At 47.9% G+C, this 26,130-nt stretch carries 24 protein-coding genes; 22 read left to right on the top strand and 2 right to left on the bottom strand.

Annotated features, from left to right (window positions below; genetic code table 11):
• Positions 1 to 27: 27 nt before the first annotated feature.
• The 7 genes from KI655_RS06195 (at position 28) to KI655_RS06165 (ending at position 8,591) form a co-directional block, all read left to right on the top strand.
• Positions 28 to 1,512 carry an aldehyde dehydrogenase gene (locus KI655_RS06195; RefSeq protein ID WP_285402751.1) on the top strand — a complete coding sequence of 495 codons (1,485 nt, stop codon included), beginning with the start codon at positions 28 to 30 and terminating at the stop codon, positions 1,510 to 1,512.
• A 31-nt stretch (positions 1,513 to 1,543) separates the two neighbouring features.
• Positions 1,544 to 2,821 (top strand): FAD-binding oxidoreductase, encoded by a 1,278-nt coding sequence (locus KI655_RS06190; protein ID WP_032553791.1) that lies wholly within the window; start codon positions 1,544 to 1,546, stop codon positions 2,819 to 2,821.
• 25 nt (positions 2,822 to 2,846) lie between these two features.
• Positions 2,847 to 3,713: an N-carbamoylputrescine amidase gene (gene aguB / locus KI655_RS06185; RefSeq protein WP_285402747.1), complete on the top strand. Its 867-nt coding sequence runs from the start codon at positions 2,847 to 2,849 to the stop codon at positions 3,711 to 3,713.
• A 9-nt stretch (positions 3,714 to 3,722) separates the two neighbouring features.
• Positions 3,723 to 4,805 (top strand): agmatine deiminase, encoded by a 1,083-nt coding sequence (aguA, locus tag KI655_RS06180; protein ID WP_285402745.1) that lies wholly within the window; start codon positions 3,723 to 3,725, stop codon positions 4,803 to 4,805.
• Between the two features lie 88 nt (positions 4,806 to 4,893).
• A complete protein-coding gene (locus KI655_RS06175) occupies positions 4,894 to 6,321 on the top strand; it encodes an NAD-dependent succinate-semialdehyde dehydrogenase (protein WP_285402743.1) in 1,428 nt (475 codons plus the stop codon).
• A gap of 15 nt (positions 6,322 to 6,336) precedes the next feature.
• Positions 6,337 to 7,608 carry a 4-aminobutyrate--2-oxoglutarate transaminase gene (gene gabT / locus KI655_RS06170; protein ID WP_150869815.1) on the top strand — a complete coding sequence of 424 codons (1,272 nt, stop codon included), beginning with the start codon at positions 6,337 to 6,339 and terminating at the stop codon, positions 7,606 to 7,608.
• A 326-nt stretch (positions 7,609 to 7,934) separates the two neighbouring features.
• Positions 7,935 to 8,591, top strand: a complete 657-nt coding sequence (locus KI655_RS06165) for a Qnr family pentapeptide repeat protein (protein ID WP_285402740.1) — start codon at positions 7,935 to 7,937, stop codon at positions 8,589 to 8,591.
• Positions 8,592 to 8,674: 83 nt separating this feature from the next.
• On the opposite strand, the gene KI655_RS06160 is transcribed toward KI655_RS06165, so the two are convergent.
• Together KI655_RS06160 and KI655_RS06155 are read right to left on the bottom strand one after the other, a co-directional pair.
• The gene (locus KI655_RS06160) at positions 8,675 to 9,097 is read right to left on the bottom strand and encodes a hypothetical protein (RefSeq protein WP_285402738.1); all 423 of its coding nucleotides are present in this window, start codon (positions 9,095 to 9,097) and stop codon (positions 8,675 to 8,677) included.
• Between the two features lie 192 nt (positions 9,098 to 9,289).
• Positions 9,290 to 10,018, bottom strand: coding sequence for a UTRA domain-containing protein (locus KI655_RS06155; RefSeq protein WP_285402737.1), 729 nt, complete (start codon positions 10,016 to 10,018; stop codon positions 9,290 to 9,292).
• A 211-nt stretch (positions 10,019 to 10,229) separates the two neighbouring features.
• Here KI655_RS06155 and KI655_RS06150 point away from each other — a divergent pair, with 211 nt between their 5' ends.
• The 15 genes from KI655_RS06150 to KI655_RS06080 all read left to right on the top strand — a co-directional run bounded on the left by KI655_RS06150 (position 10,230) and on the right by KI655_RS06080 (position 26,117).
• The gene (locus KI655_RS06150) at positions 10,230 to 11,312 is read left to right on the top strand and encodes an ABC transporter substrate-binding protein (protein ID WP_285402735.1); all 1,083 of its coding nucleotides are present in this window, start codon (positions 10,230 to 10,232) and stop codon (positions 11,310 to 11,312) included.
• 28 nt (positions 11,313 to 11,340) lie between these two features.
• Positions 11,341 to 12,186: an alkaline phosphatase family protein gene (locus tag KI655_RS06145; protein WP_285402734.1), complete on the top strand. Its 846-nt coding sequence runs from the start codon at positions 11,341 to 11,343 to the stop codon at positions 12,184 to 12,186.
• The gene (locus tag KI655_RS06140) at positions 12,183 to 13,085 is read left to right on the top strand and encodes an ABC transporter permease subunit (RefSeq protein ID WP_285402732.1); all 903 of its coding nucleotides are present in this window, start codon (positions 12,183 to 12,185) and stop codon (positions 13,083 to 13,085) included. Before KI655_RS06145 ends, KI655_RS06140 begins: the two co-directional genes overlap by 4 nt.
• Entirely contained in the window at positions 13,085 to 13,870 is a 786-nt protein-coding gene (locus KI655_RS06135) for an ABC transporter permease (RefSeq protein ID WP_285402730.1), read from the top strand. The genes KI655_RS06140 and KI655_RS06135 overlap by 1 nt, the downstream gene beginning before the upstream one ends.
• Positions 13,870 to 14,889: an ABC transporter ATP-binding protein gene (locus tag KI655_RS06130; RefSeq protein WP_285402728.1), complete on the top strand. Its 1,020-nt coding sequence runs from the start codon at positions 13,870 to 13,872 to the stop codon at positions 14,887 to 14,889. The genes KI655_RS06135 and KI655_RS06130 overlap by 1 nt, the downstream gene beginning before the upstream one ends.
• A gap of 1 nt (position 14,890) precedes the next feature.
• Positions 14,891 to 15,550, top strand: a complete 660-nt coding sequence (locus KI655_RS06125; RefSeq protein ID WP_285402726.1) for an HAD family phosphatase — start codon at positions 14,891 to 14,893, stop codon at positions 15,548 to 15,550.
• A gap of 232 nt (positions 15,551 to 15,782) precedes the next feature.
• On the top strand, positions 15,783 to 17,462 hold the full coding sequence (locus KI655_RS06120; protein WP_285402724.1) for an LruC domain-containing protein: 1,680 nt from the start codon (positions 15,783 to 15,785) through the stop codon (positions 17,460 to 17,462).
• A 10-nt stretch (positions 17,463 to 17,472) separates the two neighbouring features.
• A complete protein-coding gene (locus tag KI655_RS06115) occupies positions 17,473 to 17,913 on the top strand; it encodes a hypothetical protein (RefSeq protein WP_285402722.1) in 441 nt (146 codons plus the stop codon).
• A gap of 370 nt (positions 17,914 to 18,283) precedes the next feature.
• Complete coding sequence (betI, locus tag KI655_RS06110) at positions 18,284 to 18,886, top strand: transcriptional regulator BetI (RefSeq protein ID WP_285402720.1); 603 nt, start codon at positions 18,284 to 18,286, stop codon at positions 18,884 to 18,886.
• 67 nt (positions 18,887 to 18,953) lie between these two features.
• Positions 18,954 to 20,414 (top strand): betaine-aldehyde dehydrogenase, encoded by a 1,461-nt coding sequence (gene betB / locus KI655_RS06105; protein ID WP_285402718.1) that lies wholly within the window; start codon positions 18,954 to 18,956, stop codon positions 20,412 to 20,414.
• 27 nt (positions 20,415 to 20,441) lie between these two features.
• On the top strand, positions 20,442 to 22,154 hold the full coding sequence (gene betA / locus KI655_RS06100; RefSeq protein WP_285402716.1) for a choline dehydrogenase: 1,713 nt from the start codon (positions 20,442 to 20,444) through the stop codon (positions 22,152 to 22,154).
• Between the two features lie 100 nt (positions 22,155 to 22,254).
• Positions 22,255 to 23,220: a choline ABC transporter substrate-binding protein gene (locus KI655_RS06095; protein WP_285402714.1), complete on the top strand. Its 966-nt coding sequence runs from the start codon at positions 22,255 to 22,257 to the stop codon at positions 23,218 to 23,220.
• A 58-nt stretch (positions 23,221 to 23,278) separates the two neighbouring features.
• Positions 23,279 to 24,121: a choline ABC transporter permease subunit gene (gene choW, locus KI655_RS06090; protein WP_285402712.1), complete on the top strand. Its 843-nt coding sequence runs from the start codon at positions 23,279 to 23,281 to the stop codon at positions 24,119 to 24,121.
• A 2-nt stretch (positions 24,122 to 24,123) separates the two neighbouring features.
• Positions 24,124 to 25,332, top strand: coding sequence for a choline ABC transporter ATP-binding protein (gene choV / locus KI655_RS06085; RefSeq protein ID WP_285402710.1), 1,209 nt, complete (start codon positions 24,124 to 24,126; stop codon positions 25,330 to 25,332).
• Between the two features lie 287 nt (positions 25,333 to 25,619).
• Complete coding sequence (locus tag KI655_RS06080) at positions 25,620 to 26,117, top strand: MarR family winged helix-turn-helix transcriptional regulator (protein WP_285402709.1); 498 nt, start codon at positions 25,620 to 25,622, stop codon at positions 26,115 to 26,117.
• Positions 26,118 to 26,130 lie beyond the last annotated feature (13 nt).

Raw genomic sequence — 26,130 nt, 5'->3', positions numbered from 1 at the left:
GCCTTGTTGTGATAACAAGGAGAGCGTATGAAAACCCAGGAACAATGGATTGAATTACAAAACAGTCTAAACATCGAAAATCGAGCATTTATTAACGGCGAGTATACTCTTGCCATCAGCGGTCAAATGCTTGATGTCATCAACCCAGCAACGGACGAAACGCTTACAGAGATCGCTCGTTGCCAAGAAGAAGATGTTGATCTTGCGGTAACATGCGCTCGTCAAGCCTTTCAAGCCGGTGAATGGAGCAACAGCGCCCCATCTCATCGTAAAGCTGTCCTAAGCTTATTCGCTGATCTCATCGATGAACACCGTGAAGAGTTAGCGTTACTGGAAACGCTCGATACCGGTAAACCTATCAATCACAGCGTCTCTACCGATATCCCGGGCGCAGCAGGCTCTTTACGCTGGTACGCTGAAGCGATTGATAAAGTCTACGGTGAAGTCGCGCCAACCGAAAAAGATGTTCACGCCTACATCTCTCATCAACCTATTGGTGTTGTCGCCGCTGTGGTTCCATGGAACTTCCCTCTATGGCTAGCCTGTTGGAAGCTCGGCCCTGCGCTCGCGGCGGGCAACAGTGTCATTCTAAAACCGTCAGAAAAATCCTCTTTAACAGCAATCTTCCTTGGCAAGCTTGCTAATCAAGCGGGTCTTCCTCGTGGCGTATTCCAAGTTATTACTGGCTACGGTCATGAAGCCGGAGATGCGCTAGCTAAACACCATGATGTTGATTGCATTGCCTTTACCGGTTCAACCCGAATCGCTGGTCAGTTAATGGTTCGTTCTGGTGAGACCAACCTAAAACGCGTCTTTGCAGAGGCGGGTGGTAAGAATGCCAATATTGTCTTTGAAGACTGTGACGATCTTGACCGCGCAGCCGCTGAAACGGCAGGTGGTTGCTTCTATAACCAAGGTGAAGTGTGTGTTGCAGCAACTCGATTGCTGGTTCATGAAAGCATTAAAGATCAGTTTGTTGAGAAGGTGATTGAAGCGTCTAAAGCCTTCACGCCAAAAGACCCAATGGACACCACTTGTTCTATGGGCGCACTTATCGATCAAGGGCATAAAGCCAAAGTGCTGGAGTACATCCACCTTGGTCAAACTGAGGGTGCAACGCTGCGCTGCGGTGGCGATGTCGATGGCAAAGGCGCGTTCGTTGAGCCAACCATTCTCGACAATGTAGACAATAAGATGCGTGTTGCGCAGGAAGAGATTTTTGGTCCTGTGTTGTGCGTGATTCCTTTCAAAGATGAGCAAGAGGCGATCGCCATTGCTAACGATTCTAAATATGGCCTAGGTGCCGCTCTTTGGAGCAGCAATATTAATCGTGTTCACCGTGTGGCTAAGCAGCTACAAGCGGGTTCAGTCTGGGTCAATAACTACAACGAAGGTGACATGACTGTCCCATTTGGTGGATTCAAAATGAGTGGTAACGGCCGTGATAAGTCACTGCATGCCATTGAAAAATTCACAGAAACCAAAACGACTTGGATTCGCCTACACCCTTAAGCCTGCTGACGAATAACAAAGGAATAAAGCAATGAATAAGCATACGGACTCGTTTTACGCGCACTCAGTACCAAACATGCCAGATTTCCCACAACTTCAAGACAACATCGAGTGTGATGTGTGTGTGGTTGGTGCCGGTTTCTCTGGTTTATCTTCAGCACTGCATCTGGCAGAGAAAGGCTTCAAAGTGGTGGTGCTAGAGAGTGCGAAAGTCGGTTTTGGCGCAACCGGTCGCAACGGCGGTCAGATCGTTAATAGCTACAGCCGAGATGTTGACGTGATTGAAAGCCGTTACGACCAACCCCAAGCTAAAGCTCTGTGTGACATGATCTTTGAAGGCGGCGACATCATTCGTGGCCTTATCGATAAGTACGATATCGAGTGTGATCATAAGCGCGGTGGCCTATTTACAGCACTAAACAAAAAGCAACTCGCTGGCCTAGAGCACCATAAGAAAAACTGGGAGCGTTACGGTAATGACCAACTGACTCTGCTTGATGCCAATGAGGTAGAAGCGGCAGTCGGTACTCAGGTTTACACTGGCGGTCTGCTCGATATGCGTGGTGGTCACATCCATCCTCTAAAACTGGCTCTCGGTGAAGCAGCAGCGTTTGTCTCTTTGGGTGGTCAAATTTTCGAACAGTCTGCAGTAACCTCGCTAGAGAAGGGCGTGAACCCTGTGGCGAGAACGGCTCAGGGCAGCGTGAAGTGCAAATATCTAGTGTTGGCAGGTAATGCTTACCTTGGTGGTCTTGCACCGAACATCAGCAACAAAGCGATTCCGTGTGGTACCCAAGTGGTGGCGACAGAGCCGCTGACTGATGAGCAACTTAAGCAGGTACTGCCAAGCGACTACTGTGTTGAAGATTGTAATTACCTACTGGATTACTTCCGTCTAAGTGCTGATAAACGCCTGCTGTTTGGTGGTGGCGTAGTGTACGGTGCTCGTGACCCAGAGAATATCGAAGCCTTGATTCGTCCTAAGCTAGAGAAGGTTTTCCCTCAATTGAAAGGGATTAAGATTGATTACACTTGGACGGGTAACTTCCTGCTAACTTACTCGCGTATGCCTCAGTTCGGCGCATTCGACGACAACATCTACTACCTACAAGGTTATAGCGGCCATGGTGTCACTTGTACTCACCTTGCAGGCAAACTATTGGCAGAAGCCTTAACCGGACACGCTGAGCGATTCGATGCTTTCGCAGCATTGAAGCACTACGCTTTCCCGGGGGGCCGTCACTTCCAAATCCCATTCACCGCAGTGGGTGCAGCGTATTACAACCTAAGAGACAAACTGGCTATCTAATCCAGACACAGATAAGGAACATCGAATGAGTAGAGTAGTGAAATTTGCAGCCTTACAACTGACTAAGAGCTGGGATCTGGAAGATAACCTAAACAAAGCCAAGCAGGCGATTCGTGAAGCCGCGAGCAACGGTGCCAACGTCATTCTGCCTCAAGAGCTGTTTGCAGCGCCTTACTTCTGTAAGAAACAGGAAGCGAAATACTTCGAGTTGGCAGAAGAGACAGATAACTGCTTACTGATTAAAGAGATGAGCGCTCTCGCTAAAGAGTTGGGTGTCGTGATCCCGGTGAGCTACTTTGAAAAAGCGGGTAACACCTTCTTTAACTCGTTAGTGATGATCGATGCAGATGGCACGGTACTCGACAATTACCGCAAGTCACATATTCCAGATGGACCGGGTTACAGCGAGAAGTACTACTTCAGCCCGGGTGATACTGGCTTCAAGGTTTGGAAGACTAAGTTTGGCACCTTCGGCGCTGGCATCTGTTGGGATCAATGGTTCCCAGAACTGGCTCGCAGCTTAGCTCTGCATGGCGCTGAAGCGATCTTCTACCCAACCGCGATCGGTAGTGAGCCACAAGACCCAACCCTAGATTCGCGTGACCATTGGCAACGCACGATGCAAGGCCATTCAGCGGCCAACTTAGTACCAGTTATCGCGTCAAACCGAGTAGGTACTGAGGTGGATGATGGCATTGAAACGACCTTCTACGGTTCGTCTTTCATCACTGATCATACCGGTGGCAAGCTTGCTGAAGCGCCACGTGAAGGTGAAGCGATCATCTATGCAGAAGTCGATTTAGCCGCAACGGCGCAGGCTCGTCACTCGTGGGGGCTATTCCGTGACCGTCGACCAGATCTGTACGGCAGTGTAGGCAAACTGGCGGTATAAGGAGGCACTATGCAGCTATCAACCACGCCTCGACAAGATGGCTTCTACTTTCCGGCTGAGTTTCAACCGGTGAGTGAAGTGTGGCTTGCTTGGCCTGAGCGAAAAGACAATTGGCGTGAACAAGCGCAGCCTGCACAGCAGACCTTTGCTCGCATTGCCAACGCGATTTCGGAAGTGACCAAGGTGTGCGTGGCAGTTAGCTGTAAGCAGTTTGATAGAGCTCGCGCTTTGCTTCACTCCGATATTCGACTGGTCGAGATCCCATACAACGATGCTTGGATGCGCGACATAGGCCCAACCGTGGTGCTGAACGAGAAAGGCGTGCGCCGTGGCATCAGCTGGCGGTTCAATGCGTGGGGCGGGGATTATAACGGCCTGTATGACAACTGGCAGCAAGACGACTTAGTGGCGAGCTCAGTGTGTGACATCATCGGCCTTGACCACTATCGAGCGCCATTTGTTCTTGAAGGCGGTGCTATTCATACCGACGGTGAAGGTACCTTGTATACCACGCAAGAGTGTTTGCTGAGTCCGGGGCGTAACCCTGAAATGAGTCAGCAACAGATTGAAGCGAGTCTTAAAGAGTATCTTGGTATCGATAAAGTCATCTGGCTTCCAAAGGGACTGTTTAATGACGAGACTGACGGTCATGTCGATAATCTAATGCATGTAATTGCGCCGGCTAAAGTGGTCTTGAGCTGGACTGATGATCCAAGCGACCCACAGTTCGAGCTATCACGCCAAGCAGAGCAAGCGCTAACGTCGCAAACCGATGCTCAAGGTAGGAGTATTGAAGTGATCCGCTTGCCACTGCCGGGCCCTCTGCACTACAGCGAGCGAGAAGCGAACGGCGTGGACAAGAGTGAAGGCATGGTGCGTGATGCTGGTGAAAGGTTGAGCGCCTCTTATGCAAACTTTCTTATCGTAAATGAGTATGTCTTTTTGCCCCTACTCGATGATACAACCGACTCGCAGGCAATCGAGATACTGCAACAGGCGATGCCAGATCACCAAGTGATAGGAATCCCTTCACGTGAGGTGTTGTTGGGTGGCGGAAATATTCACTGCATCACTCAGCAAATCCCGGCTTAGCCATTATCTATTAAAATTACTATTAGCCGTTGGCCGAACCTCAACATCGGTCAATAACGGCAACGTTTAGCTGTCAAAAGGAATCACCATGCAACAAATTAACAACCAAACATTGCTGTCGTTTATGGTGTCGGACCAAGAGCAGGGGATTGCCGTGAGCAACCCTGCAACGGGCGAGGTACTGGGTTATGCGCCAGTCTCTTCAGAACAAGCCATTTTAGATGGTGTTGAACGTGCCAGCGTTGCTCAAAAAGAGTGGACGGCTCAGCCAGCCAAAGTACGCGCAGGGCTACTAAATAAATGGTATCAACTGCTGCTAGAAAACAAAGAAGACCTTGGCCGTTTAATGACGCTAGAGCAAGGTAAGCCTCTGGCAGAAGCGCAGGGCGAAGTGCTTTATGGCGCAAGTTTTATTGAGTGGTTCGCTGAAGAAGCCAAGCGCACTTACGGTGAAACCATCCCAGCCCCAAGCGGTGATAAACGCTTAGTGACGATCAAGCAGCCAATTGGCGTGGCGTGTGCCATTACGCCTTGGAACTTCCCAATTGCGATGATCACTCGTAAGGCAGGCCCTGCGTTAGCAGCGGGTTGTAGCTTTATCGTTAAGCCATCGGATTCTACGCCACTGTCTGCGTTCGCTGTCGCTGAACTGGCGTACCAAGCGGGTATTCCGCGCGATGTATTGCAGGTGATTCTCGGTGAAAGTTCACGTCAGGTTGGCGGTATTTTCACATCGCACCCACTGATTCGTAAGTTCTCGTTCACAGGCTCTACTCAAGTGGGTAGCGTACTGATGCAGCAGAGCGCACACGATATTAAACGCACCTCAATGGAGCTTGGCGGTAACGCACCATTTATTGTGTTTGATGATGCAGATATCGATGCTGCCGTTGCGGGTGCTATGGCATCGAAATTCCGCAATGCCGGCCAAACGTGTGTTTGTGCGAACCGATTCTATGTTCACAGCAAAGTCTATGACGAGTTCGTGACTAAATTCGATGCTGCCGTTCAGCAGCTCAAGGTCGGAAATGGCTTAGACGAAGGCGTGAACATTGGTCCTGTGATCAGTGAATCAGCGAAAGCGGGAATCCAAGCTCTGATTGATGGCGCCATTGACCAAGGCGCACAGCCGGTTTCGGAAGTGACGAACCTTGATGGCCTGTTCATGCAGCCGGTCGTACTTAAGAACGTGACTCATGACATGCACATTGTCTCGCAGGAGATCTTTGGCCCTGTTGCGCCTGTGATTGCATTCGATAACGATGAGCAATTGATCGAGATGGCTAACGACACCATCTACGGCCTCGCATCGTACTTCTACAGCCAAAACATCCATCGCGTTTGGAAGATCGCTGAAGCGCTCGAGTACGGCATGGTCGGCATTAATGAAGGTATGATTTCTACCGAAGTGGCTCCGTTCGGTGGGGTAAAACAGTCTGGTATCGGACGTGAAGGGGCAAAACAAGGTATCGATGAATACATGGACATCAAATATCTCTGCTTTGGCGGCAACTAATTTAAGGACAAAACAATGACTAACCAACAACTACACCAAAGAAGAAGCCAAGTAATCGCTCAAGGTATGGGCGCACTTTATCCACTTTACGTTGAGAAAGCAGAGAACGCCCATGTATGGGACGTAGATGGCAACAAATACATCGATTTTGCTGCAGGCATTGCGGTAACCAATACCGGTCACTCAAACAAACGCATCAGTGAAGCGGTGAAAGCGCAGCTGGATAACTTCTCCCATACTTGTGCGATGGTGACACCGTACGCTTCGTTCGTTGAGCTGGCGGAAAAGCTTACTGAACTTGCACCGGGCGATAGTGAAAAGAAAGCGATTTTCCTAACCACGGGCGCAGAGGCAGTAGAGAACGCAGTGAAAGTGGCACGTGCTCATACTGGTCGTAGTGGCGTTATTGCATTCAAAGGTGGTTTCCACGGTCGTACAAATATGACGATGGGCCTGACAGGTAAAGTCGCGCCATACAAAGCGGGCTTTGGTCCTTTCCCGAATGAGATCTTCCATGCACCATACCCAAATGCCTTCCATGGCGTGAGCACTGAGCAGAGCCTGCAAGCGCTTGAAGACCTGTTCGCATGTGATATCGAGCCATCACGCGTAGCGGCTATCATCTTTGAACCTGTGCAAGGCGAAGGGGGCTTCTACAAAGCACCTGCTGAATTCGCACAAGGGCTACGTGAAGTGTGTGATAAGCACGGCATCATGCTCATTGCTGACGAAATCCAAACGGGTTTTGCGCGTACCGGTAAAATGTTTGCTACGGAATATTTAGGCATTGAACCAGACATGATGACCATGGCAAAAGGCATCGCAGGCGGTTTCCCTATCTCTGCTGTGGTAGGCAAAGCGGATGTGATGGATTCGGCACTGCCGGGCGGCCTTGGTGGTACATACGCAGGTTCACCTCTAGGTTGTGTTGCGGGTCTTGAGGTTCTTAAAATTATCGAAGAAGAGCAGCTGTGTGCGAAAGCGATGGGCATTGGTGAGGTGGTTAATGCTCGTATGACTAAGCTTCAAGAGTCTGTACCTGCAATTGGTGAAATCCGTACTACGGGTGCGATGATGGCGATTGAGTTTGCTTGTCCTGAAACGGGCAAACCTCTGCAAGATCTCACTAAGGCCGTTATTAGCAAGGCACAAGAGAATGGCTTAATTCTGCTGTCTTGTGGTGTGAAAGCGAACGTAATTCGCTTACTGCCACCATTGACGATCGAGTCTGAGGTTCTTAGCGAAGGCTTAGATAAGCTCGAGAAGATCATTCTTGAAGTCGCGTAACCCAAGTCATTCATTTTAATTAGCAAAGAGCACCATTGAGTGCTCTTTTTTTGTGCGGATTTACAATGTAAATGGTGCTTTTCACGAGTTTACTCAGGTTTTAGCGCTGTAGAACCTCTTTCTTTCTGAGCGCCTCTCAGTTTGATTAAACTTTTTTCTGCAAAGGTGCATAAGAAAATCAAAAAAACACCCTGTTAAAATCGCTTCTAGGTGCCTTAAATTGGCGATTTTGGGGTATTTTAAATGTATGTTTTTAAAGGGTTTTAAAAACGTGACTCGATGATTATCCGGTGTTACTTTTCTGGCAGTTCAATTGAGGAGTGATCATGAAGACACATAAGCACACTTACCAACACCACGATTTTTCGCATCAAGACTTATCTCATCTTGTTTTTGATTCTTGCGTATTCATTGAGTGTAATTTTCAGAGTGCGGATTTGAGAGAGGCGACGTTTAAGCACTGCAAATTCGTTGCGTCTTCCGATATGGAAGGGTGTCAGTTCAAACTGGCTGACCTGAGAGACGCCAGTTTCCAACATTGCCAACTTGCTATGGCTAACTTTAGCAACGCCAACTGTTTTGGCATCGAGTTGAGAGAGTGTGACCTGAAGGGAGCCAACTTCCACCGAGCGAATTTTTCCAACTATGTGACGCAAAAAGTGTTCTTTTGCTCGGCTTATATCACCGGCTGTAACTTATCCTATACAAACCTAGAAAGCGCCAATTTAGAAAAATGCGAGCTGTTTGAAAACCGCTGGATAGGTGCACACTTAGTCGGTGCATCAATGAAAGGATCAGACTTGAGTCGCGGTGTTTTTTCAGAAGATGCTTGGACTCAATTTAGTTTCCAAGGCGCAAACCTATGTCATGCTGAGCTAGAGGGGCTTAACCCGAAAAGGGTGGATATGACAGGTGTTCAAATCGCAGAATGGCAACAAGATCAATTGCTTGAAGCTATGGGTATTGTGGTGATGCCGGACTAAACGTGTTGTGGCTAGCTAAAATGGAGTGACTCAAGCGCTCATTTGTGCCGGCAATCAGTTAGGGGCATTGTCAGTTAGTAGCCCTAGTAGTTAGAAGAGCTGTTGCGATAGTCTGGCCCAGATAGATTCTCTGCAAAGCCTATCTCACCAATGATGTAGAGGGCACTGCCAATCGCATCGAGGGTTTCATTGGAGTTTCTTTCAGGCACGCTAACCACGGTGATGTTGTCGTCATTAGATGTCGAACTGGTATCGAAAGAAGTGTAGTTGCTACACACGATGCTTTGACACTCATGATTCTGCTTTGGTGCAGTTAGTACGTTTTGAGTCGATAGACTTTGAATTGGTAGGTTCTGAATCGAATTGATATCAAATACATCCGGGCTGTTTGTATTCAAGCTGTTTGAATTTAAGCTCTCTGCACTTGAACTCTCAGTGCTTGAAGTTCCTGCACTCAGGGCGTACCCAGAAAATGCCAGCAATAACGGTGCAATCACTTTGATCATAAAACCTTACTCCATTCATAAGTCGCACCAATAGTAACCAAAGCAGACTTGAATTGCACAGTGTTTTTTATAAATTGTGTTTTGCATTGTTTAGAGTTGAATAACCCCACTACTACCAACAAAACTTATCAACCAAAACTCCAACGCTAAGGTCGGAGTTTTTGTTAATAATGAAGTAATACCATCACGATATTAGCCAATGCTATCAATATGAATTACTACCGAGTCTGGGCGCCAGTATTCAAATTCACAGTCCATCAATTCGCCGTCTTGCTTGTAGTTGACGCGGCAGATCTTCAGTACAGGTTGCCCCTCAGAGAGATTAAGTGCCTTGGCGACATGGGCGGGTGCCGAGGTGGGAATCACATCAAACCGTGAACGCTGGGTTTCATAACCATAGTTCTTTTTGTAGATATCGGTGAGCGACATCTTAAGGTCGTGAGAGAGTATGTCTTGAAACAGGGGCGCTTTAAGCACGTTCTCAACGAACAATACTACTCGGCCATCAATGTAGCGCAGTCGCTCAATCACATGAATGGGGGTAATGCTCTTGACTTCTAGCGCTTTCGCGTATTCACCTGCTGCCATTTCAGATCGAGTATTGATGAGGCGAGTCTCAGCGATGCGGTTCTGCTCTCGGATCATTTGATGAAAGTGAGAACGCGACAGCGGGTTGTAGCGGATGCGCTCGGGAGAGACAAACCAACCCCGTCTCTCTTCACGGTAAATAAGCCCCTCTGTCTCTAATGAGATAAGAGCGTCTTTGAGGGTGATGCGTGTTGTGGAGAAGAGTTCGCTAAGCACGCGCTCTGATGGCAGCTTTTGCCCCTCTTTATAGATCCCTGATTGAATCTGTTCTCGGATACTGTTTTTGATCTTTCCCAGTTGTGTCTCTGAGTGGCTATTGCCCGGCATTCTCATTTCTGATCTAGTCCATGATTCGGTGTTGTTACCAGTATAGGTCTTTTATTTAACAGCAATGTGACAGTCCTTTGCGCTTAAAAGTCATGCTTTTGAAATATATCTGCCATAGAAATGCATTCGAACTGTCAAATAAGTTCCCATAAATCGTAATACTCGGCCTATAGCATACAAAGTGAACTTACTGACCTAGTCCAGAAGGATAGAGACAATGAAAACTTTGCTTAGCCGTGCACCTTTAACGCCATCAAAACTGATTGGTGCGACTTTAATGACAGCGACACTGTCTATGCCAGCAATGGCGAATGATGCAGATTTAGATGCATTAGTAAAAGCCGCGAAAGAAGAGGGTGCAGTTTACAGTGTGGGTATGCCTGATAGTTGGGCAAACTGGAAAGGCACGTGGGCTGACTTAAAAGCCAACTACGGGTTAAAGCACCAAGATACAGACATGAGCTCAGCACAAGAGATTGCAAAATTTGAAGCTGAGAAACGCAATGCGACAGCGGATATCGGTGATGTTGGTTTTGCTTTCGCGCGTGTTGCGGTAAACAAAGAAGTCACTCAACCCTACAAGCCGTCAACTTGGGATGACATTCCTGAGTGGGCAAAAGACAAAGACGGTCACTGGGCGTTAGCATACACCGGTACTATCTCATTCATCTCAAACAACAACCTTGTAAAAGATGCTCCTAAGTCTTGGAGCGATATCCTTGAGGGTGACTACAAAGTGACTGTGGGTGACGTAGGCGTTGCGGCGCAAGCGAACAACGCAGTACTGGCAGCAGCCTTTGCTAACGGTGGTGATGAGTCAAACCTGAAGCCTGCGATCAAATTCTTTGCTGAGCTAGCGAAGCAGGGTCGTCTGTCTTACACAGATCCAAACATTGCTAACCTAGAAAAGGGCGAAGTTGAAGTGGCGATTATGTGGGATTTCAACGCGTTGAACTACCGTGACAAGATCGACCGTGAGCGCTTCAGCGTTAACATTCCACAAGATGGCTCTGTGATCTCTGGTTACACCACCATCATCAACAAGTACGCGCAAAACCCAAATGCAGCAAAACTGGCTCGTGAATACATCTTCAGCGACCAAGGCCAAATCAACCTAGCAGAAGGTTATGCACGTCCAATCCGAACCAATGTGACTCTGCCTCAATCGGTACAAGACAAGCTTATTGCTAACGAAGAGTACGGCAATGTTCACCCTGTGTCTGACTTCTCAGCATGGGAAAAATCAGCGCGTCGCCTGCCACGTCAATGGCAAGAAAGCGTTCTGATTCATCAGCAGTAATCCCCGTTAGTTAGCAAGAGAATAAATCATGAGCAATAAGGTCATCCTTGTTGTTCTAGATGGACTGAATTATCAGGTAGCCCGTAATTGCATGGGCTACCTGAATGGTCTTCTAGAACTGAGTCATCAGAATGATTCACAAAGCGACTCGCAAGGCAAAATGCGCGCGACGCTTTATCCAGTGCAGTGCGAACTGCCATCTATGTCACGCCCACTGTATGAGTGCATCTTAACTGGGGTACGCCCGGTCGAGAGCGGCATTGTAAACAATCAGATTGTGCGCCTTTCACATCACGAGTCGATCTTTAGCTTGGCCAAAGCTCAGGGTAAAACCACCGCTGCAGCGGCATATCACTGGGTGAGTGAGTTGTACAATCGTGCGCCATTTGATCCGGTTCGTGACCGATTTACTCATGATGAGAATCTGAACATTCAACATGGCTGTTTCTACCACTGGGACCACTACCCAGATGAGGCGCTGTTTCTCGACGCAGAACACCTGCGTTTAACCTACCAACCGGATTTCTTGTTGATCCATCCGATGAATATCGATGATATGGGACATAAGCATGGCCTAGATTCGCGCCAGTATCGCAACAGTGCGCGCGGGGCGGATATCTTCTTGTCTAACTACATCAAGGAGTGGGTTGAAGATGGTTATCAAGTGATTGTGACCAGCGACCACGGCATGAACGATGACCTTTCTCATGGTGGGATTCTGTCTGAAGAGCGAGAGGTGCCTTTCTTCGTGATTGGCGACAAATTCACTCACCAAGAGTGCCAAGTTAAGCAGACCGACATCTGCGGCACTGTGTGCCAGCTTCTCAATATAGAACACGATAAATCTTACACTCAGGAATTGTTAGCACTATGAGCAGTTCTGCCATCACGCAAAAACCGAATTCATTAAAAGCCAATACGTCTAAACCAGTACAGTCTTGGCTTAAGCGCTTTAAGCCTGTTTTATGGTTGGTTCCTTTCGCGCTGTTTTTCTACCTGTTTCAATTAGCACCTATGGTTTGGGTGCTGATTAACAGCTTCTTTTACGACGGTGAGTTGTCGCTTGAAAACTACATTGAGGTGTTCGATTCCGCCTTTATGATGCAGGCGTTTGGCAATAGCCTTTGGTTGTCGCTGTGGTCGAGTGTTTTCGGCTTGGCGATTGCGACATTGTTGGTTTCTTCTCTACGCCGCGTTGACTGCAAGATTCGCGATGGTGTGATTGCCTTTACCAACATGAGCAGCAACTTTGCGGGTGTGCCTCTGTCGTTCGCTTTCATCATCATCCTAGGCACTAATGGCGCCGTTACCCTGCTGCTAAAGCAATATGGTCTATTGGGAGATTTTGATCTGTATGGCAAATGGGGCTTATTGGCGATCTATATCTATTTCCAGATCCCATTGGCAGTGCTCTTGTTATACCCTGCCTTTGATGCGTTGAGTGATGATTGGCAAGCGGCTTCGGCGCTACTTGGCGCGAAAACTTGGCAGTATTGGCTCAAGGTCGGCCTTCCAGTGTTGTCTCCAGCGCTCTTCGGCACCTTTATTATTCTTATCGCTAATGCGATCGGTGCGTACGCAAGTGTCTATGCGCTCACTTCTGGTAACTACAACGTGATAACCATTCGAATCGCGAGCTTGGTTTCGGGCGATCTGTTCCTTGAGCCTAATCTGGCAGCGGCGATTTCAGTGATCTTAATGGCGATTCTGGCATTCATTACCGTGATCAACCAATGGCTTATCAGTAAGAGTTATGCAGGGAAGAAAAGCTAATGCAAAACGTTAATACTCGCTTTCATAAATTGGTGGTTTTCTCGATCGTTGGCATCATGCTGATTCCGATCTTAGCTACCTTTATCTATTCAATTTCATCTCGTTGGGGGGCAACCATCCTTCCTGATGGCTTTACGTTGGACTGGTACGTCAGCCTGCTGACAGACCCTCGCTTCTTGCAAGCCTTTGGTCGATCGTTGTTTATCTGTATTGCTGCGCTAACACTGAGTGTGGTGCTGATTCTTCCAGCGATTTTCGTGGTGTTCTACTACTTTCCTAAGCTTGATAAGCTGATGAATATCATGATCTTACTGCCGTTTGCCGTGCCGCCAGTGGTGTCGTCGGTTGGCCTGTTGCAGCTCTACGCCGACAGTGAAATCTCGCTGATTGGTACACCTTGGATCTTGATTGGTACCTACTTCACCATTGCTCTGCCATTCATGTATCGCGCCATTGCTAACAGTTTTGAGGCGATCAATCTGCAAGACCTAATGGATGCTGCTCACCTTCTTGGCGCGAGCACCACTAAGGCTTTCTTATTGATTATTTTGCCAAACCTTAAGAAGGGCTTGATGGCTTCTCTGTTTCTCTCGTTCTCGTTCCTATTGGGTGAGTTCGTGTTTGCCAACATCTTGGTTGGAACACGCTACGAGACGCTACAAATCTATCTATATAACATGCGTCAAACCAGCGGCCACTTTACCTCTGCCTTGGTGATGACCTACTTCCTATTCATTTTCTTACTGACTTGGATGGCAAGTCGTTTCAGCCGTGGAGTCAAATAATGAGTTATGTAAACGCACACAATCTAACGAAAAGTTTCGGCGACAATACCGTTTTCGAAGACATTCAATTTTCGATTGAGAAGGGTGAGTTCATCACCCTGCTTGGACCAAGTGGTTGTGGTAAATCCACTCTGCTGCGTAGCTTGGCGGGTCTTAACCCTGTTGATGGCGGCGAGATCTGGGTGAATGGTGAAGAGATTACCCACCAAGCACCACAGCAGCGTGGCATCGGCATGGTTTTTCAATCCTATGCACTGTTCCCAAACATGACGGTAGAGGGCAACATCGCCTTTGGCCTTAAGATGAAAAAGCTGTCTGGCGATGAGATCAAGCGCGAAGTGGCTAAAGTGATTGAGCTGGTGGATCTCAAAGGAAAAGAGAGCTTTTATCCGCATCAGTTATCGGGTGGTCAGCGTCAGCGTGTCGCTTTAGCCAGAGCCTTAGTGGTGAAACCACGCATCTTGTTATTGGATGAGCCATTGTCGGCGTTGGACGCCAAGATTCGTAAGCACCTGCGTCAGCAGATCCGTGATATTCAAAAAGAGATGGATCTCACCACCATCTTTGTAACTCACGACCAAGAAGAGGCGATGATCATGTCTGACCGCATCTTCTTGATGAACAAGGGCGAGATCGTTCAAGCGGGCACACCAGAAGAGATTTACACTCAACCTGCTAACGAGTTTGTTGCCGGATTCATGGGTCACTACAATCTGGTTCAAGCCAATAAAGCCAAGCAACTTTTCGATATCGATACTGATTGGAAGGTGGCGATTCGCCCAGAGTCGATTTACGTTAAAGAGCAGGGAAGACAATACGGTGCACATATTTCAGCACCAAAAACGGCTACGATCCGTAATCATCAGCTGTTGGGTAACGTGATTCGTTATCAAGTGGATGTGGATGAGTGTGAGCTGACCGTTGATTTGCTTAACCGTTCTTCTGAGCGTCTACTGGCGAACGGAAGCCAGCTGGAGTTGCTATTTAACTTAAACGAAATTCAACCTGTGAGAGCCTAAGATGTCTAAGCCTTTGTATGTATTTGATATGGATGAAACCCTAGTCAACGCCGATGCTGCGATGCTATGGAATGAGTTCCTAGTCGAAAAAGGTATTGCGAGCTACCCAAGCTTTATTGAAGAAGATCAGCGCCTTATGGGGTTGTATAGTCAAGGTAAACTCGATATGGAGGATTACCTAACGTTCGCCATGGAGCCTCTCGCTCATCTGACAACACAACAGGTGAATGTGTTGGTGGAAGAGTGCGTAGAGAGTAAAATTCTACCTAAGCTGTTTACTCAAACCTTACCGCTTATTGAGCAACTCAAACGCGAAGGGATTGATATGCTGATCATCTCTGCCAGCGTGACTTTCTTAGTTGAAGTTGTTGGGTGTAAGTTGGGTATTCCTCATGCACTCGGCATCGATTTAGTCGAGCAACAGGGCTGTTACACATCGAAGATAGAGGGTGTGCCGAGCTACCGAGAAGGCAAAGTGACTCGCTTAGAGCAGTGGATTGCACAGCAGCCGAATCGCTACTCTGACATCCATTTTTACACTGACTCGATCAACGATTTACCACTCTGCGAATACGCGGATTACGCCTATTTGGTCAACCCGTGCCCGCGTCTGCGAGCATTGGCAGACAGACCGAACTGGCAGATTCTTGATTGGAATTAACGCTGGTTGTGTACTTGAACAAAAAACTCCGACATTAGGTCGGAGTTTTTGTTTTGGGTGAGCGGTAAACTTAATATCTCGTCAATTGCTTTTAGGACGTCAACTTTATTCTCAAAATGAGAAAATCGTGTTCAGCATTGCTAACCTTATGAAATTAAAGGGCTAAATTTTAGGCACCATACTTGCTCTCTTCTACTTTACGCATTTAACGTCAGTTGATAGAGGGAAGACAATGAGAATATGGAATCCACTGGTTGCGGCAGGCTGCATGGTTCCCAGCCTTGCACTTGCATTAACAACGTCCGATTTTACTTTTGAATCTGGAGCAGACAGCTCAAATTACTCTGTCTTAGGTAAGCCCAACGATACTTATTCGATTGCCGGGACATTGCCTCATGACACGCTAGATAATGTCTACTCGATGTTGCCTGAAGGAACCTATGTTAACAGTGCTTTCATCGCACCAGAGCGCTACTCTAATATTGATATTGACGATGAATTAGGTGGTGCCGAGTTTGCGTCGGCAAAAGTCACCTTTTTGAATGAGGGCGCGGGTTATCGAAACGCGCTCGGTTACTTTGTCTACGATACCAATAATCCGCCAGCTTCAATTGACGACATTACGGCGCATACCATCGTTTTTCCCAACACTTCAAAAGCCCCAGATGGTGAAATGGTCGAAGGTGACACCATCGACTTAGGTGTCGAGTTGACCGCGGGTCAAACTTTAGCCTTCTTTGTTATCCCGAATGGTTGGGGCTGGTCGGGTTCATACAACAATATTGCCTCCCTCGGCAGCTGGGGCACACCTTTCTATAGTTACTCTGATCTAAATCCGGAGACCACCGCAACTCTGCGAAGACATAATGTGGCCTTTATCGATACTGAGAATGAGTTCTTCGTACTGGGCTTTGAAGACCTAAAACGCACGGGCGGCGATCATGACTTTAACGACCTGCTGTTCACGGTTGAAGTAACGCCTTTTACTGCGGTGGATGGGGTTAATCCAGACGGTTCAACAGACTCAAAATATGAGCCATTGGTGCAGCAAGACAGCGACATCACGATCACCTCTGTTTATCCAAGTGGCAATGATTATGCGACCATCGCATTCGAGGACAGATGGCCATTGATGGGGGATTACGACTTCAATGATGTGGTGTGGCGTTACCAAATTACAGAGCAGTTGAATGGTCAGCGTGAACTGAAAAACATCAGTTTTGACTATACGCTGCAAGCGATGGGGGCGGGCTTCTCAAACGGCTACGGTATCCATCTTCCGGGCGTCGACCCTAGTAACATCGCCAGTGCAACTCTAACCCGTAATGGTGTTGCGGTTAGCCACTCGATAGTTAAGCAGGGCACTAGCGATGCGGTATTGATTGTTTCTGAAGACCTCAAAGTGGATCTTCAAAATCTGGGTGAATTGACCGAAAGTTGTACATTTTATCGCACACAAAGCGACTGCTTGGGCACTCAAACCGTGGGCGCATTGCAGTACCAACTCTATGTTGAATTTGCTACCCCAGTGTCGAGAGACATTGTCGGCTATCCGCCTTATGACTCATTCATTTTCGCTGCTCAGTACATGTACCACGGGGACTTTACCAGTGAAGCGCCTGGATTTACTTGGCAAACACACCTCAAGCAGTTCTCGGGGACTAGCGACATGAACAATGCGTTCTTTAACACCCATGATGACAAGTCTGATGGCGTGGCTTCGTTCACCACTGAAAACAATATGCCGTGGGCGATAAACATTCGCGATGAATGGGATCATCCGATTGAATACACAGACATTTGTGAGGCCTACCTAACCTTTGATGACTGGGTAGAAGCAAGCGGAGAGAGCCATGGTGAGTGGTACAAAACCGCTGTAGAAAACACCTCAGTATCAGCAACGGGCGAATAAGGAGAGCATCATGAAAACATCTATCAAGTTAATCAGCCTACTTTCCATTTCAGCCCTAACTGCATGTGGTGGCGGCGGTGGAGGAGGGGGCGGTTCAACCGCTCAACCTGCTACGCCGGCTGCCGCTCAAGATATTGTTGCACAACGTGATTTTTCGTTTGATGTTGGTGAGAAAATAACCCTGTCGATCGATTATTCAGGGTCAACAAAGGGGGCGTTACATCTCTATTCAGAAGCCGCGTTTGTAAAAGCTGATGGTGAGGTAACCCCAGATCCGGTGTCGCGCATCACTACCATCTACCCAGATCTTACGGATGAAGTCAAACTTGAGGTTAATACGAACTGGGACTCTCTATATGTGCGCTGGGTACCAATGACCAGTAGCGAATCAGAGCAGACTTGGAGTATTACTCTTGGGCAGCCGAGCAACAGTTATCACCTTACGTTCTAGTTAACTCATGCTCTAACTCTAAATCACACGGAGAGTGCTATTGGCTACTCTCCGTTTTTTATATTGTCTATTTTCAAGATCATCTGTTTTCGATTCTTTCAATTTTCAAGCCTCAAGCTTTCCCTTCTTTCTGCTCATCTATTAAACAACCTTTGCCTAAAACTATCGAACAATAAACATCACACCTCAAATCTTTTGGGTATTTGTTTAGTGGGCGAATGATTATGTAACTTATTGTTTTAAAGCCTAATTTTGTTGTTTTTACGTTTGTTTTGTAATTGCTTTGTTAAAATAATCATTTGAACCCTAACTAGTTTTCTGTCATTTTATAATTAATTGAACGTTCAATAAAAAATAAAAGGACTCGAAAATGCCCAAGGTTGGGATGCCAGATATTCGAAAACCTCAGCTCGTACAAGCCACGATGGCGGTGATTGATCGCGTTGGTCTGCATGCTGCGAGCATTGCCTTGATCAGCAAAGAAGCCGGCGTATCGACTGGAATCATTAACCACTATTTCGGTGGTAAGCATGGGCTACTCGAAGAGACGATGCGTGAGATCTTACGTCAGCTCTCGGTCACCATCACAGGTGCACTCAAAGAACTTCCCGCAGAGGCTCACTTGCAAAGAATCAATGCCATCATCAACGGAAATTTCGAAGGCTATCAAGCAGAGAACAAAGTGGCGAAGACTTGGCTTGCGTTTTGGTCTTACTCGATGCATGACGCTCAGCTAAAAAGATTGCAGCGCGTAAATGAAAAACGCCTTATTTCTCATTTGCTTATTGAGTTAAAAGCACTTTTAGAGCCCGACCAAGCCGAACTGGTGGCACATGGTATTGCATCGCTTATTGATGGTATTTGGCTGCGTGGGACGCTCAACCCCGAAGGCATTGATGCCAACAAAGCGCGTGCAATCATCAACGATTATCTCGACAAGCAGCTCACGTTCTACTCTCTGAATGTCGATTAACACAAACACATACTTGTAATTTGAATTGGCCATTAGAGCCGAAATAGAAACTAAGTCAGAAACTCAAATGGAAATGAACACTTTATTCATAGATGGACAAACCGTCGCCGCGACATCTGGGGAAACCTTCGTAAGCACTAATCCTGCGAACGGTGAACCGATCGCGATCATAGGCCAAGCCTCTCAATCAGACCTCGATCAAGCCGTTGCATCGGCGCAGAGAGGCTTTGCGGTATGGTCGGCGATGAGCGCTGTTGAACGCAGTCGCATTTTGATGAAAGCGGTGGAAATACTTAGAGCTCGAAATGATGACCTTGCAAAGCTTGAGGTTGCTGATACGGGCAAGCCACTGCAGGAAGCGATTGAAGTGGATGTGGCTTCTGGTGCCGATGTGATCGAGTACTACGCAGGCCTTGCTCCGACACTTCAAGGCGAGCAGCAGCCGCTGAGCGAAAGCCAGTTTTTCTATACCCGTCGCGAACCTTTGGGAGTGTGTGCGGGCATTGGTGCTTGGAACTACCCAATTCAGATTGCGATGTGGAAATCGGCACCTGCTCTGGCCGCTGGTAACGCGATGGTGTTTAAACCTTCAGAAGAGACACCGCTTACGGCACTAAAATTGGCGGAGATCTTCACCGAGGCCGGCTTGCCTGATGGCGTGTTTAACGTTGTTCAGGGCGATTACCGAGTCGGTCAAATGCTGACGGCTCACCCAGATATCGCCAAGGTTTCTTTCACTGGTGAGACAGGGACAGGCAAAGCCGTAATGGCTGATAGTGCTAAGACGCTTAAGTCCGTCACTATGGAGCTCGGCGGCAAGTCGCCAATGATCATCTTTGATGATGCCAAGCTCGATGATGCGGTCTCTGCCGCGATGGTGGCGAACTTCTACACCCAAGGTGAAGTGTGTACCAATGGTACGCGTGTTTATGTGCATGAAAGCATCTACCAAGCGTTTGTCGACCAACTCAAAGTACGCACTGAAAAGTTGGTCATCGGTGATCCAATGGATATCGAGACGCAGATTGGCGCACTCATTTCTAAGCAACATCTCTCTAAAGTGCTAGAGGCCATCGAAACGGCCAAGCAGTCGGGCGCAACACTGCTCACTGGCGGTTATCAAGTGACTGATAACGGTTTAGAGAATGGCAACTTTGTTATTCCAACCGTATTTGTCGATTGTGACGATGACATGCCTCATGTTCAGCAGGAGATCTTTGGCCCTGTGATGTCAGTGCTCAAATTCACCGATGAAGACGATGTGATTCGCCGTGCCAACGACACCCATTACGGCTTGGCAGCGGGCGTATTTACGCAAAACCTATCTCGTGCTCACCGCGTGATTCATCAAATGCAAGCGGGCATCTGTTGGGTTAACACTTGGGGTGACTCACCAGCCGAGATGCCAGTCGGTGGCTACAAGCTGTCGGGGATTGGTCGTGAGAATGGCCCTGAAACCCTGCTTCACTACACCCAAACTAAGAGCATTCTGATTGAGCTAGGTGATTACGCCAGCCCTTATGCATAACGCTTAACCTCTCACGGAGAACAGAACATGGAACAACGCTACGATTATATTATCGTCGGCGCGGGTTCGGCCGGCTGTGTGTTGGCCGATCGGCTAACCGAAAGCGGTCAACACAGCGTTTTATTGTTGGAAGCTGGCGGCACAGATAAGAGTATTTTTATCCAGATGCCAACGGCACTTTCTTACCCAATGAACACCGAAAAATACGCTTGGCAGTTCGAGACTCAGCAAGAGACTGGATTGGATGGCCGTCAACTGCACTGTCCTCGTGGCAAGGTGCTTGGTGGCAGCTCGTCGATCAATGGCATGGTTTACGTGCGTGGTCACGCGTGTGACTTTGACGAGTGGGAAGAGCAAGGCGCAGCGGGTTGGAACTACCAAGCGTGCTTGCCTTACTTCCGACGCGCAGAAACATGGAATCAGGGCGGCGATGAGTACCGCGGTGACAATGGTCCTGTAGGCACCTGTAACGGCAACGATATGGAGATGAACCCGCTTTATCAAGCCTTTATCGATGCCGGCAAAGATGCGGGTTACCCAGAAACCAAAGACTACAACGGCTATCAGCAAGAGGGCTTTGGTCCTATGCACATGACGGTAGACAAGGGTGTGAGAGCCTCAACCTCTAACGCGTATCTACGTCGTGCATTAAAGCGCTCTAATCTGACGCTCATTAAAGGCGTGGTGGTGCGCAAAGTATTGCTAGAGCAAAACTCGGACACCTTGGTCGCGACAGGTGTTGAGTTTGAAAAGTCCGGTAAGGTTCAAACCGCTTCGGCTTCGAAGGAAGTGATCTCGTCGGCGGGTTCTATCGGCTCTGTTCAACTGCTTCAATTGTCTGGTATCGGCCCGAAAGCGGTGCTTGATAAAGCAGGTGTTGAGGTGAAACACGAATTGAACGGTGTAGGGGAAAACCTACAAGATCACCTAGAAGTCTACTTCCAGTACCACTGTAATGAGCCGATCACACTCAACAGTAAACTCGGCTTAGTGAGTAAAGGCATGATTGGCGCGGAGTGGATTTTGACTCGCAAAGGACTTGGGGCGACCAACCATTTCGAATCATGCGCCTTTATCCGCTCTCGAAAAGGTCTTAAGTGGCCGAACATCCAATATCACTTTCTGCCAGCAGCGATGCGTTATGACGGGCAAGCAGCTTTTGATGGTCATGGCTTCCAAGTTCACGTTGGTCCGAACAAACCAGAGAGTCGTGGCACTGTTGCGATTACCTCGGCAGATCCACATGCAAAACCAGACATCATTTTTAATTACATTTCGACAGAGCAAGACCGCCAAGACTGGCGTGACTGTATTCGCTTAACGCGTGAGATTCTCGCTCAACCCGCGATGGATAAATTCCGTGGAGAAGAGATCCAGCCGGGAGCAGATGTCACCTCTGACGAAGCGATCGATGAGTGGGTAAAACAGAATGTCGAGAGCGCATACCACCCTTCTTGCGGCTGCAAAATGGGCGCGAGCGATGACCCAATGGCTGTGCTCGATGAAGAGTGTCGAGTTCGCGGTGTCGCCAACCTGCGCGTGGTCGATTCGTCAATATTCCCAACCATCCCCAACGGTAACTTGAATGCGCCAACCATTATGGTTGCAGAGCGTGCCTCGGACTTCATCTTGGGCAAAACACCACTGCCAGCCGCAGAAGTTCCGGTCTGGATTGCGCCTAAGTGGCAAGACAATCAGCGCCAAAATCAGCCGCTGCGCCCGTTAGCAAGCGAAACCTAATTACAACTTGATAATCGGTCACTGATAAAGACCGAGCAAAAATCAGTATGAGTCAGAAGCCACATCGACGTGGCGAAAAGGAAGAATTAAAGGAATCATTATGACAATTATCCGCACCGTAACTAAAAAGACATTGGCCACTACTGCAGTGAGTGCGCTGGCATTTAACGCCTATGCTGCTGTTGAGCCTCAACAGTGTGAGAACGTTCGTTTTGCTGATGTAGGTTGGACTGACATCACCGCAACCACAGCGGTTACCACAGAACTGCTGAAAGGCTTGGGCTACCAAACCAAGACCGATCTGCTGTCTGTACCTGTGACTTACTCTTCAATGGCGAACGGCGACATCGATGTTTTCCTTGGCAACTGGATGCCAACCATGGAAGGCGATATCGCTAAGTACCGTGAGGCGGGCACTGTGGAAACGGTACGTGCCAACCTTGAAGGCGCCAAGTACACGCTGGCAGTGCCTAAGTACGTTTACGATGCAGGTGTGAAGAGCTTTGCTGATCTCGCGAAACACGCTGACAAATTTAAAGACCGCATCTACGGCATCGAGCCGGGCAACGATGGTAACCGTCTCATTCAATCGATGATTGATTCTGATGCCTTTGGCCTTAAAGACTTCAGTCTGGTTGAATCAAGTGAAGCGGGCATGGTTTCACAAGTGTCTCGTGCAGCGCGCCGCAGTCAGTGGATCGTATACCTTGGCTGGGCTCCGCACCCAATGAACAGCAATGTTGAGATGGAATACTTAGACGGCGGCGATGACTTCTTTGGTCCAAACTACGGTGGTGCCAATGTTTACACTAATGTTCGTTCTAACTACCTATCTGAATGTTCAAACGTAGGCCAGCTTCTGCAAAACCTAGAGTTCACGCTAGAGATGGAGAACGAGTTGATGGAAGCGATTCTTAACCAAAACGTTCAACCAAATAAGGCTGCTCAGCAGTGGCTAAATAGCAACCCGCAACAGGTAGAAGCGTGGCTTGAGAACGTGAAAACCTTGAAAGGTGAATCGGCGCAACAAGCTGTGTCAGCTTACCTAAAGCAAGTAAAAGCGTAATTAGTATCGGAAACGGTGAGTTGCGCTTGGCAGCTCACCCTAGATTAAAGGCAATATTGTGAATTTTATTACCGACAACAAAATCCCGGTGGGTCAATGGATGGAAGCCGGTGTCGATTGGCTAACCATCAACGCTGCTGGGTTGTTTGATGCGATCTCCATCTTTCTTGAGACAATCATTCTGTTTCTGGTTGATGTGTTTAAGTGGATGCCACCGGCTCTGCCGATTCTGATCACTGCGGCTCTCGCGTGGTATCTGCATCGTAAGATATCGTTAGTGGTGTTTGTTGTAGCGGCTTTACTGACCATTCTTAATCTTGGCTACTGGCAAGAAATGCTGGAAACCTTTGTCCTCGTCTTTGCCGCGACAACGATTTCCGTATTAATTGGCGTTCCAGTGGGCATTATGGCAGCGCATCGTCCTTGGCTTTATACCCTACTCAGACCCATTCTCGATTTAATGCAAACCGTGCCAACCTTTGTATATCTGATTCCAACCTTAGTACTGTTTGGATTAGGGATTGTACCGGGGCTTATCTCAACCATCATCTTTGCCATTGCCGCGCCAATTCGCTTGACCTACCTAGGGGTAACCAAGGTGCCAGAAGAGTTGATTGAAGCGGGCAAGGCATTTGGTGCGAGCCGTATGAAGTTATTGATGAAAGTTGAACTGCCAGCGGCACTGCCAAGCATTATGGCGGGTGTTACCCAGTGCATCATGTTGTCGTTGTCGATGGTGGTGATTGCTGCTCTTGTTGGTGCCGATGGCCTAGGTAAACCGGTTGTTCGAGCGTTGAACACGGTGAATATCTCTCAAGGTTTTGAAGCGGGTTTAGCGATTGTTCTTGTAGCGATCATTCTTGACCGATTGTGTAAAACACCGAACCAGAAGGAAGTTTAATCATGAGCAAGGATAAGCAGACAATGAATGCGATTACGATTAGAAATCTCGATGTTGTGTTCGGTGATAATACCCAATTAGCACTTGAAAGACTCGACCAAGGTAAGTCTCGTCAAGAGATCATCGATGAGACAGGCCAAGTGGTTGGGGTCGACAATGTGTCACTCAATATCCAAGAGGGTGAGATTTGCGTATTAATGGGGTTGTCGGGGTCTGGCAAGTCTTCATTGCTGCGCGCTGTGAATGGTTTGAACCCAATCAGCCGTGGCTCACTTGAGGTTAAAGACGGCGATAAGCAGGTCGACCTTGCCCAGTGTGACGAAGCGACTCTGCGTCAATTGCGCACTCACCGAGTATCCATGGTGTTCCAGAAGTTTGCTCTGATGCCGTGGCTGACTGTGTTGGATAACGTCGCCTTTGGGTTAGAGATGCAAGGTATGGCCAAAGAGGCTCGCCGAGCAAAAGCGCGTGAGCAGCTAGAAATGGTGGGCCTCGCGGAATGGGAAACCAAGTTCCCGCATGAGCTATCAGGTGGCATGCAGCAGCGTGTTGGTCTGGCGCGAGCATTCGCGATGGATACTGATATCCTGCTGATGGATGAACCGTTCTCTGCGCTTGATCCTCTGATTCGTGCTCAACTACAAGACGAGCTGATTACCCTACAGAACAAGCTCAACAAGACCATTTTGTTTGTTAGTCATGATCTCGATGAAGCCCTTAAAATTGGCAACAACATTGCGATCATGGAGTCGGGTAAACTGATTCAACATGGCAAGCCAGAAGAGATCGTACTCAAGCCGAAGACTGAGTATGTGAAGGACTTTGTTGCTCATACGAACCCATTGAATGTGCTTAAAGGGCGTTCATTGATGCAGCCTTTGGCTGACCTTGAACAGCAAGACAAAAGCTGGAAAGTCTGTACGGCTAAAGATGTGTGGGTCGAAGAGGTGGAAGGCGCACTTACCATTAAAGGTGAGAACGACCTTAATCTCCATCAATGGCAGCCATCAGACTCTGAGGAGCTTGATATCGCACCGTCGACTCTCGTACTTGCTAGCCCTGAAATTGGAATGCGTGACGCAATCAAACTCAAACAGCAGAGTGATTATCCGATCCTATTAGTTGAAGACCAACAGCTGGTGGGTATTTTAGACGACAGTGAATTTTATAGTGCGCTAACGGGCGATTTTCAGCTCAACCATGCCGCTTAACCTGCCTAACGGATAGATTAGAGAGCTAGCTTGGGCTCTCTAATTCTCGTCACCGCTATACATCAATTGCTCTCTTACACCGTGTGATTTAACAAAAGTGCCGTGCTGCGCAGGTTTAGAGTTTGAGAAAAGATTGAGAATAGTATGAACATAAGTACAATGCGGAAAAATCAATGAAGTAATCTCTCAATTTACAGTGTAATTTCCATCATGCTGCCGTCATTAAGGCGATGGTTTTTGTGGCACTGTAAACTCACTCACAGCATATAAGTACAAAGGTCTGCATCTTGGACAAACATGACGAAATCCTGGTCGCTATTCGCCAAATTATTCGCGCTATCGATTTACACTCGAAGAAGCTGAGTAAAGAGTATGGTTTGACTGGCCCTCAATTGATTTTAATGAGAGCAATCCAAGAGATGGGCAATGTGACGATCAAAGAGTTATCGAATCACACCAATGTGAGTCAGGCAACCACCACTACTATCATCGACCGTCTCGAGCAGAATGGTTATGTGCAGCGTGTGCGCAGTGTATCGGATAGACGTAAGGTTCACGCGAATCTAACCGAAAAAGGTCAAGACCTACTAAACAGTGCGCCACCACCACTTCAAGATAATTTTGTTAATAAATTCCAAAGCTTAGAATCTTGGGAGCAGAGCTTGTTGCTCTCTTCGATGCAGCGTATTTCGTCAATGATGAACGCAGAAGATATTGATGCTGCACCAGTTCTTCAGCTTGAAGGCATCGCCAATACCGTCAAAACGGATGAATCAGCAAAGTAATTCTTTACTGACT

Source organism: Vibrio sp. D404a (genome assembly GCF_030248535.1).
In the GTDB taxonomy this organism is placed as follows: domain Bacteria; phylum Pseudomonadota; class Gammaproteobacteria; order Enterobacterales; family Vibrionaceae; genus Vibrio.
Note: the sequence above shows the minus strand (reverse complement) of the source record. Positions and strands in the feature narration are given on the sequence as shown.

Coding starts and splice junctions, on each gene's coding strand:
- KI655_RS06195 (WP_285402751.1), top strand. CDS start 28: ATGAAAACCCAGGAACAATGGATTGAATTACAAAACAGTCTAAACATC.
- KI655_RS06190 (WP_032553791.1), top strand. CDS start 1,544: ATGAATAAGCATACGGACTCGTTTTACGCGCACTCAGTACCAAACATG.
- aguB (WP_285402747.1), top strand. CDS start 2,847: ATGAGTAGAGTAGTGAAATTTGCAGCCTTACAACTGACTAAGAGCTGG.
- aguA (WP_285402745.1), top strand. CDS start 3,723: ATGCAGCTATCAACCACGCCTCGACAAGATGGCTTCTACTTTCCGGCT.
- KI655_RS06175 (WP_285402743.1), top strand. CDS start 4,894: ATGCAACAAATTAACAACCAAACATTGCTGTCGTTTATGGTGTCGGAC.
- gabT (WP_150869815.1), top strand. CDS start 6,337: ATGACTAACCAACAACTACACCAAAGAAGAAGCCAAGTAATCGCTCAA.
- KI655_RS06165 (WP_285402740.1), top strand. CDS start 7,935: ATGAAGACACATAAGCACACTTACCAACACCACGATTTTTCGCATCAA.
- KI655_RS06160 (WP_285402738.1), bottom strand. CDS start 9,097: ATGATCAAAGTGATTGCACCGTTATTGCTGGCATTTTCTGGGTACGCC.
- KI655_RS06155 (WP_285402737.1), bottom strand. CDS start 10,018: ATGAGAATGCCGGGCAATAGCCACTCAGAGACACAACTGGGAAAGATC.
- KI655_RS06150 (WP_285402735.1), top strand. CDS start 10,230: ATGAAAACTTTGCTTAGCCGTGCACCTTTAACGCCATCAAAACTGATT.
- KI655_RS06145 (WP_285402734.1), top strand. CDS start 11,341: ATGAGCAATAAGGTCATCCTTGTTGTTCTAGATGGACTGAATTATCAG.
- KI655_RS06140 (WP_285402732.1), top strand. CDS start 12,183: ATGAGCAGTTCTGCCATCACGCAAAAACCGAATTCATTAAAAGCCAAT.
- KI655_RS06135 (WP_285402730.1), top strand. CDS start 13,085: ATGCAAAACGTTAATACTCGCTTTCATAAATTGGTGGTTTTCTCGATC.
- KI655_RS06130 (WP_285402728.1), top strand. CDS start 13,870: ATGAGTTATGTAAACGCACACAATCTAACGAAAAGTTTCGGCGACAAT.
- KI655_RS06125 (WP_285402726.1), top strand. CDS start 14,891: ATGTCTAAGCCTTTGTATGTATTTGATATGGATGAAACCCTAGTCAAC.
- KI655_RS06120 (WP_285402724.1), top strand. CDS start 15,783: ATGAGAATATGGAATCCACTGGTTGCGGCAGGCTGCATGGTTCCCAGC.
- KI655_RS06115 (WP_285402722.1), top strand. CDS start 17,473: ATGAAAACATCTATCAAGTTAATCAGCCTACTTTCCATTTCAGCCCTA.
- betI (WP_285402720.1), top strand. CDS start 18,284: ATGCCCAAGGTTGGGATGCCAGATATTCGAAAACCTCAGCTCGTACAA.
- betB (WP_285402718.1), top strand. CDS start 18,954: ATGGAAATGAACACTTTATTCATAGATGGACAAACCGTCGCCGCGACA.
- betA (WP_285402716.1), top strand. CDS start 20,442: ATGGAACAACGCTACGATTATATTATCGTCGGCGCGGGTTCGGCCGGC.
- KI655_RS06095 (WP_285402714.1), top strand. CDS start 22,255: ATGACAATTATCCGCACCGTAACTAAAAAGACATTGGCCACTACTGCA.
- choV (WP_285402710.1), top strand. CDS start 24,124: ATGAGCAAGGATAAGCAGACAATGAATGCGATTACGATTAGAAATCTC.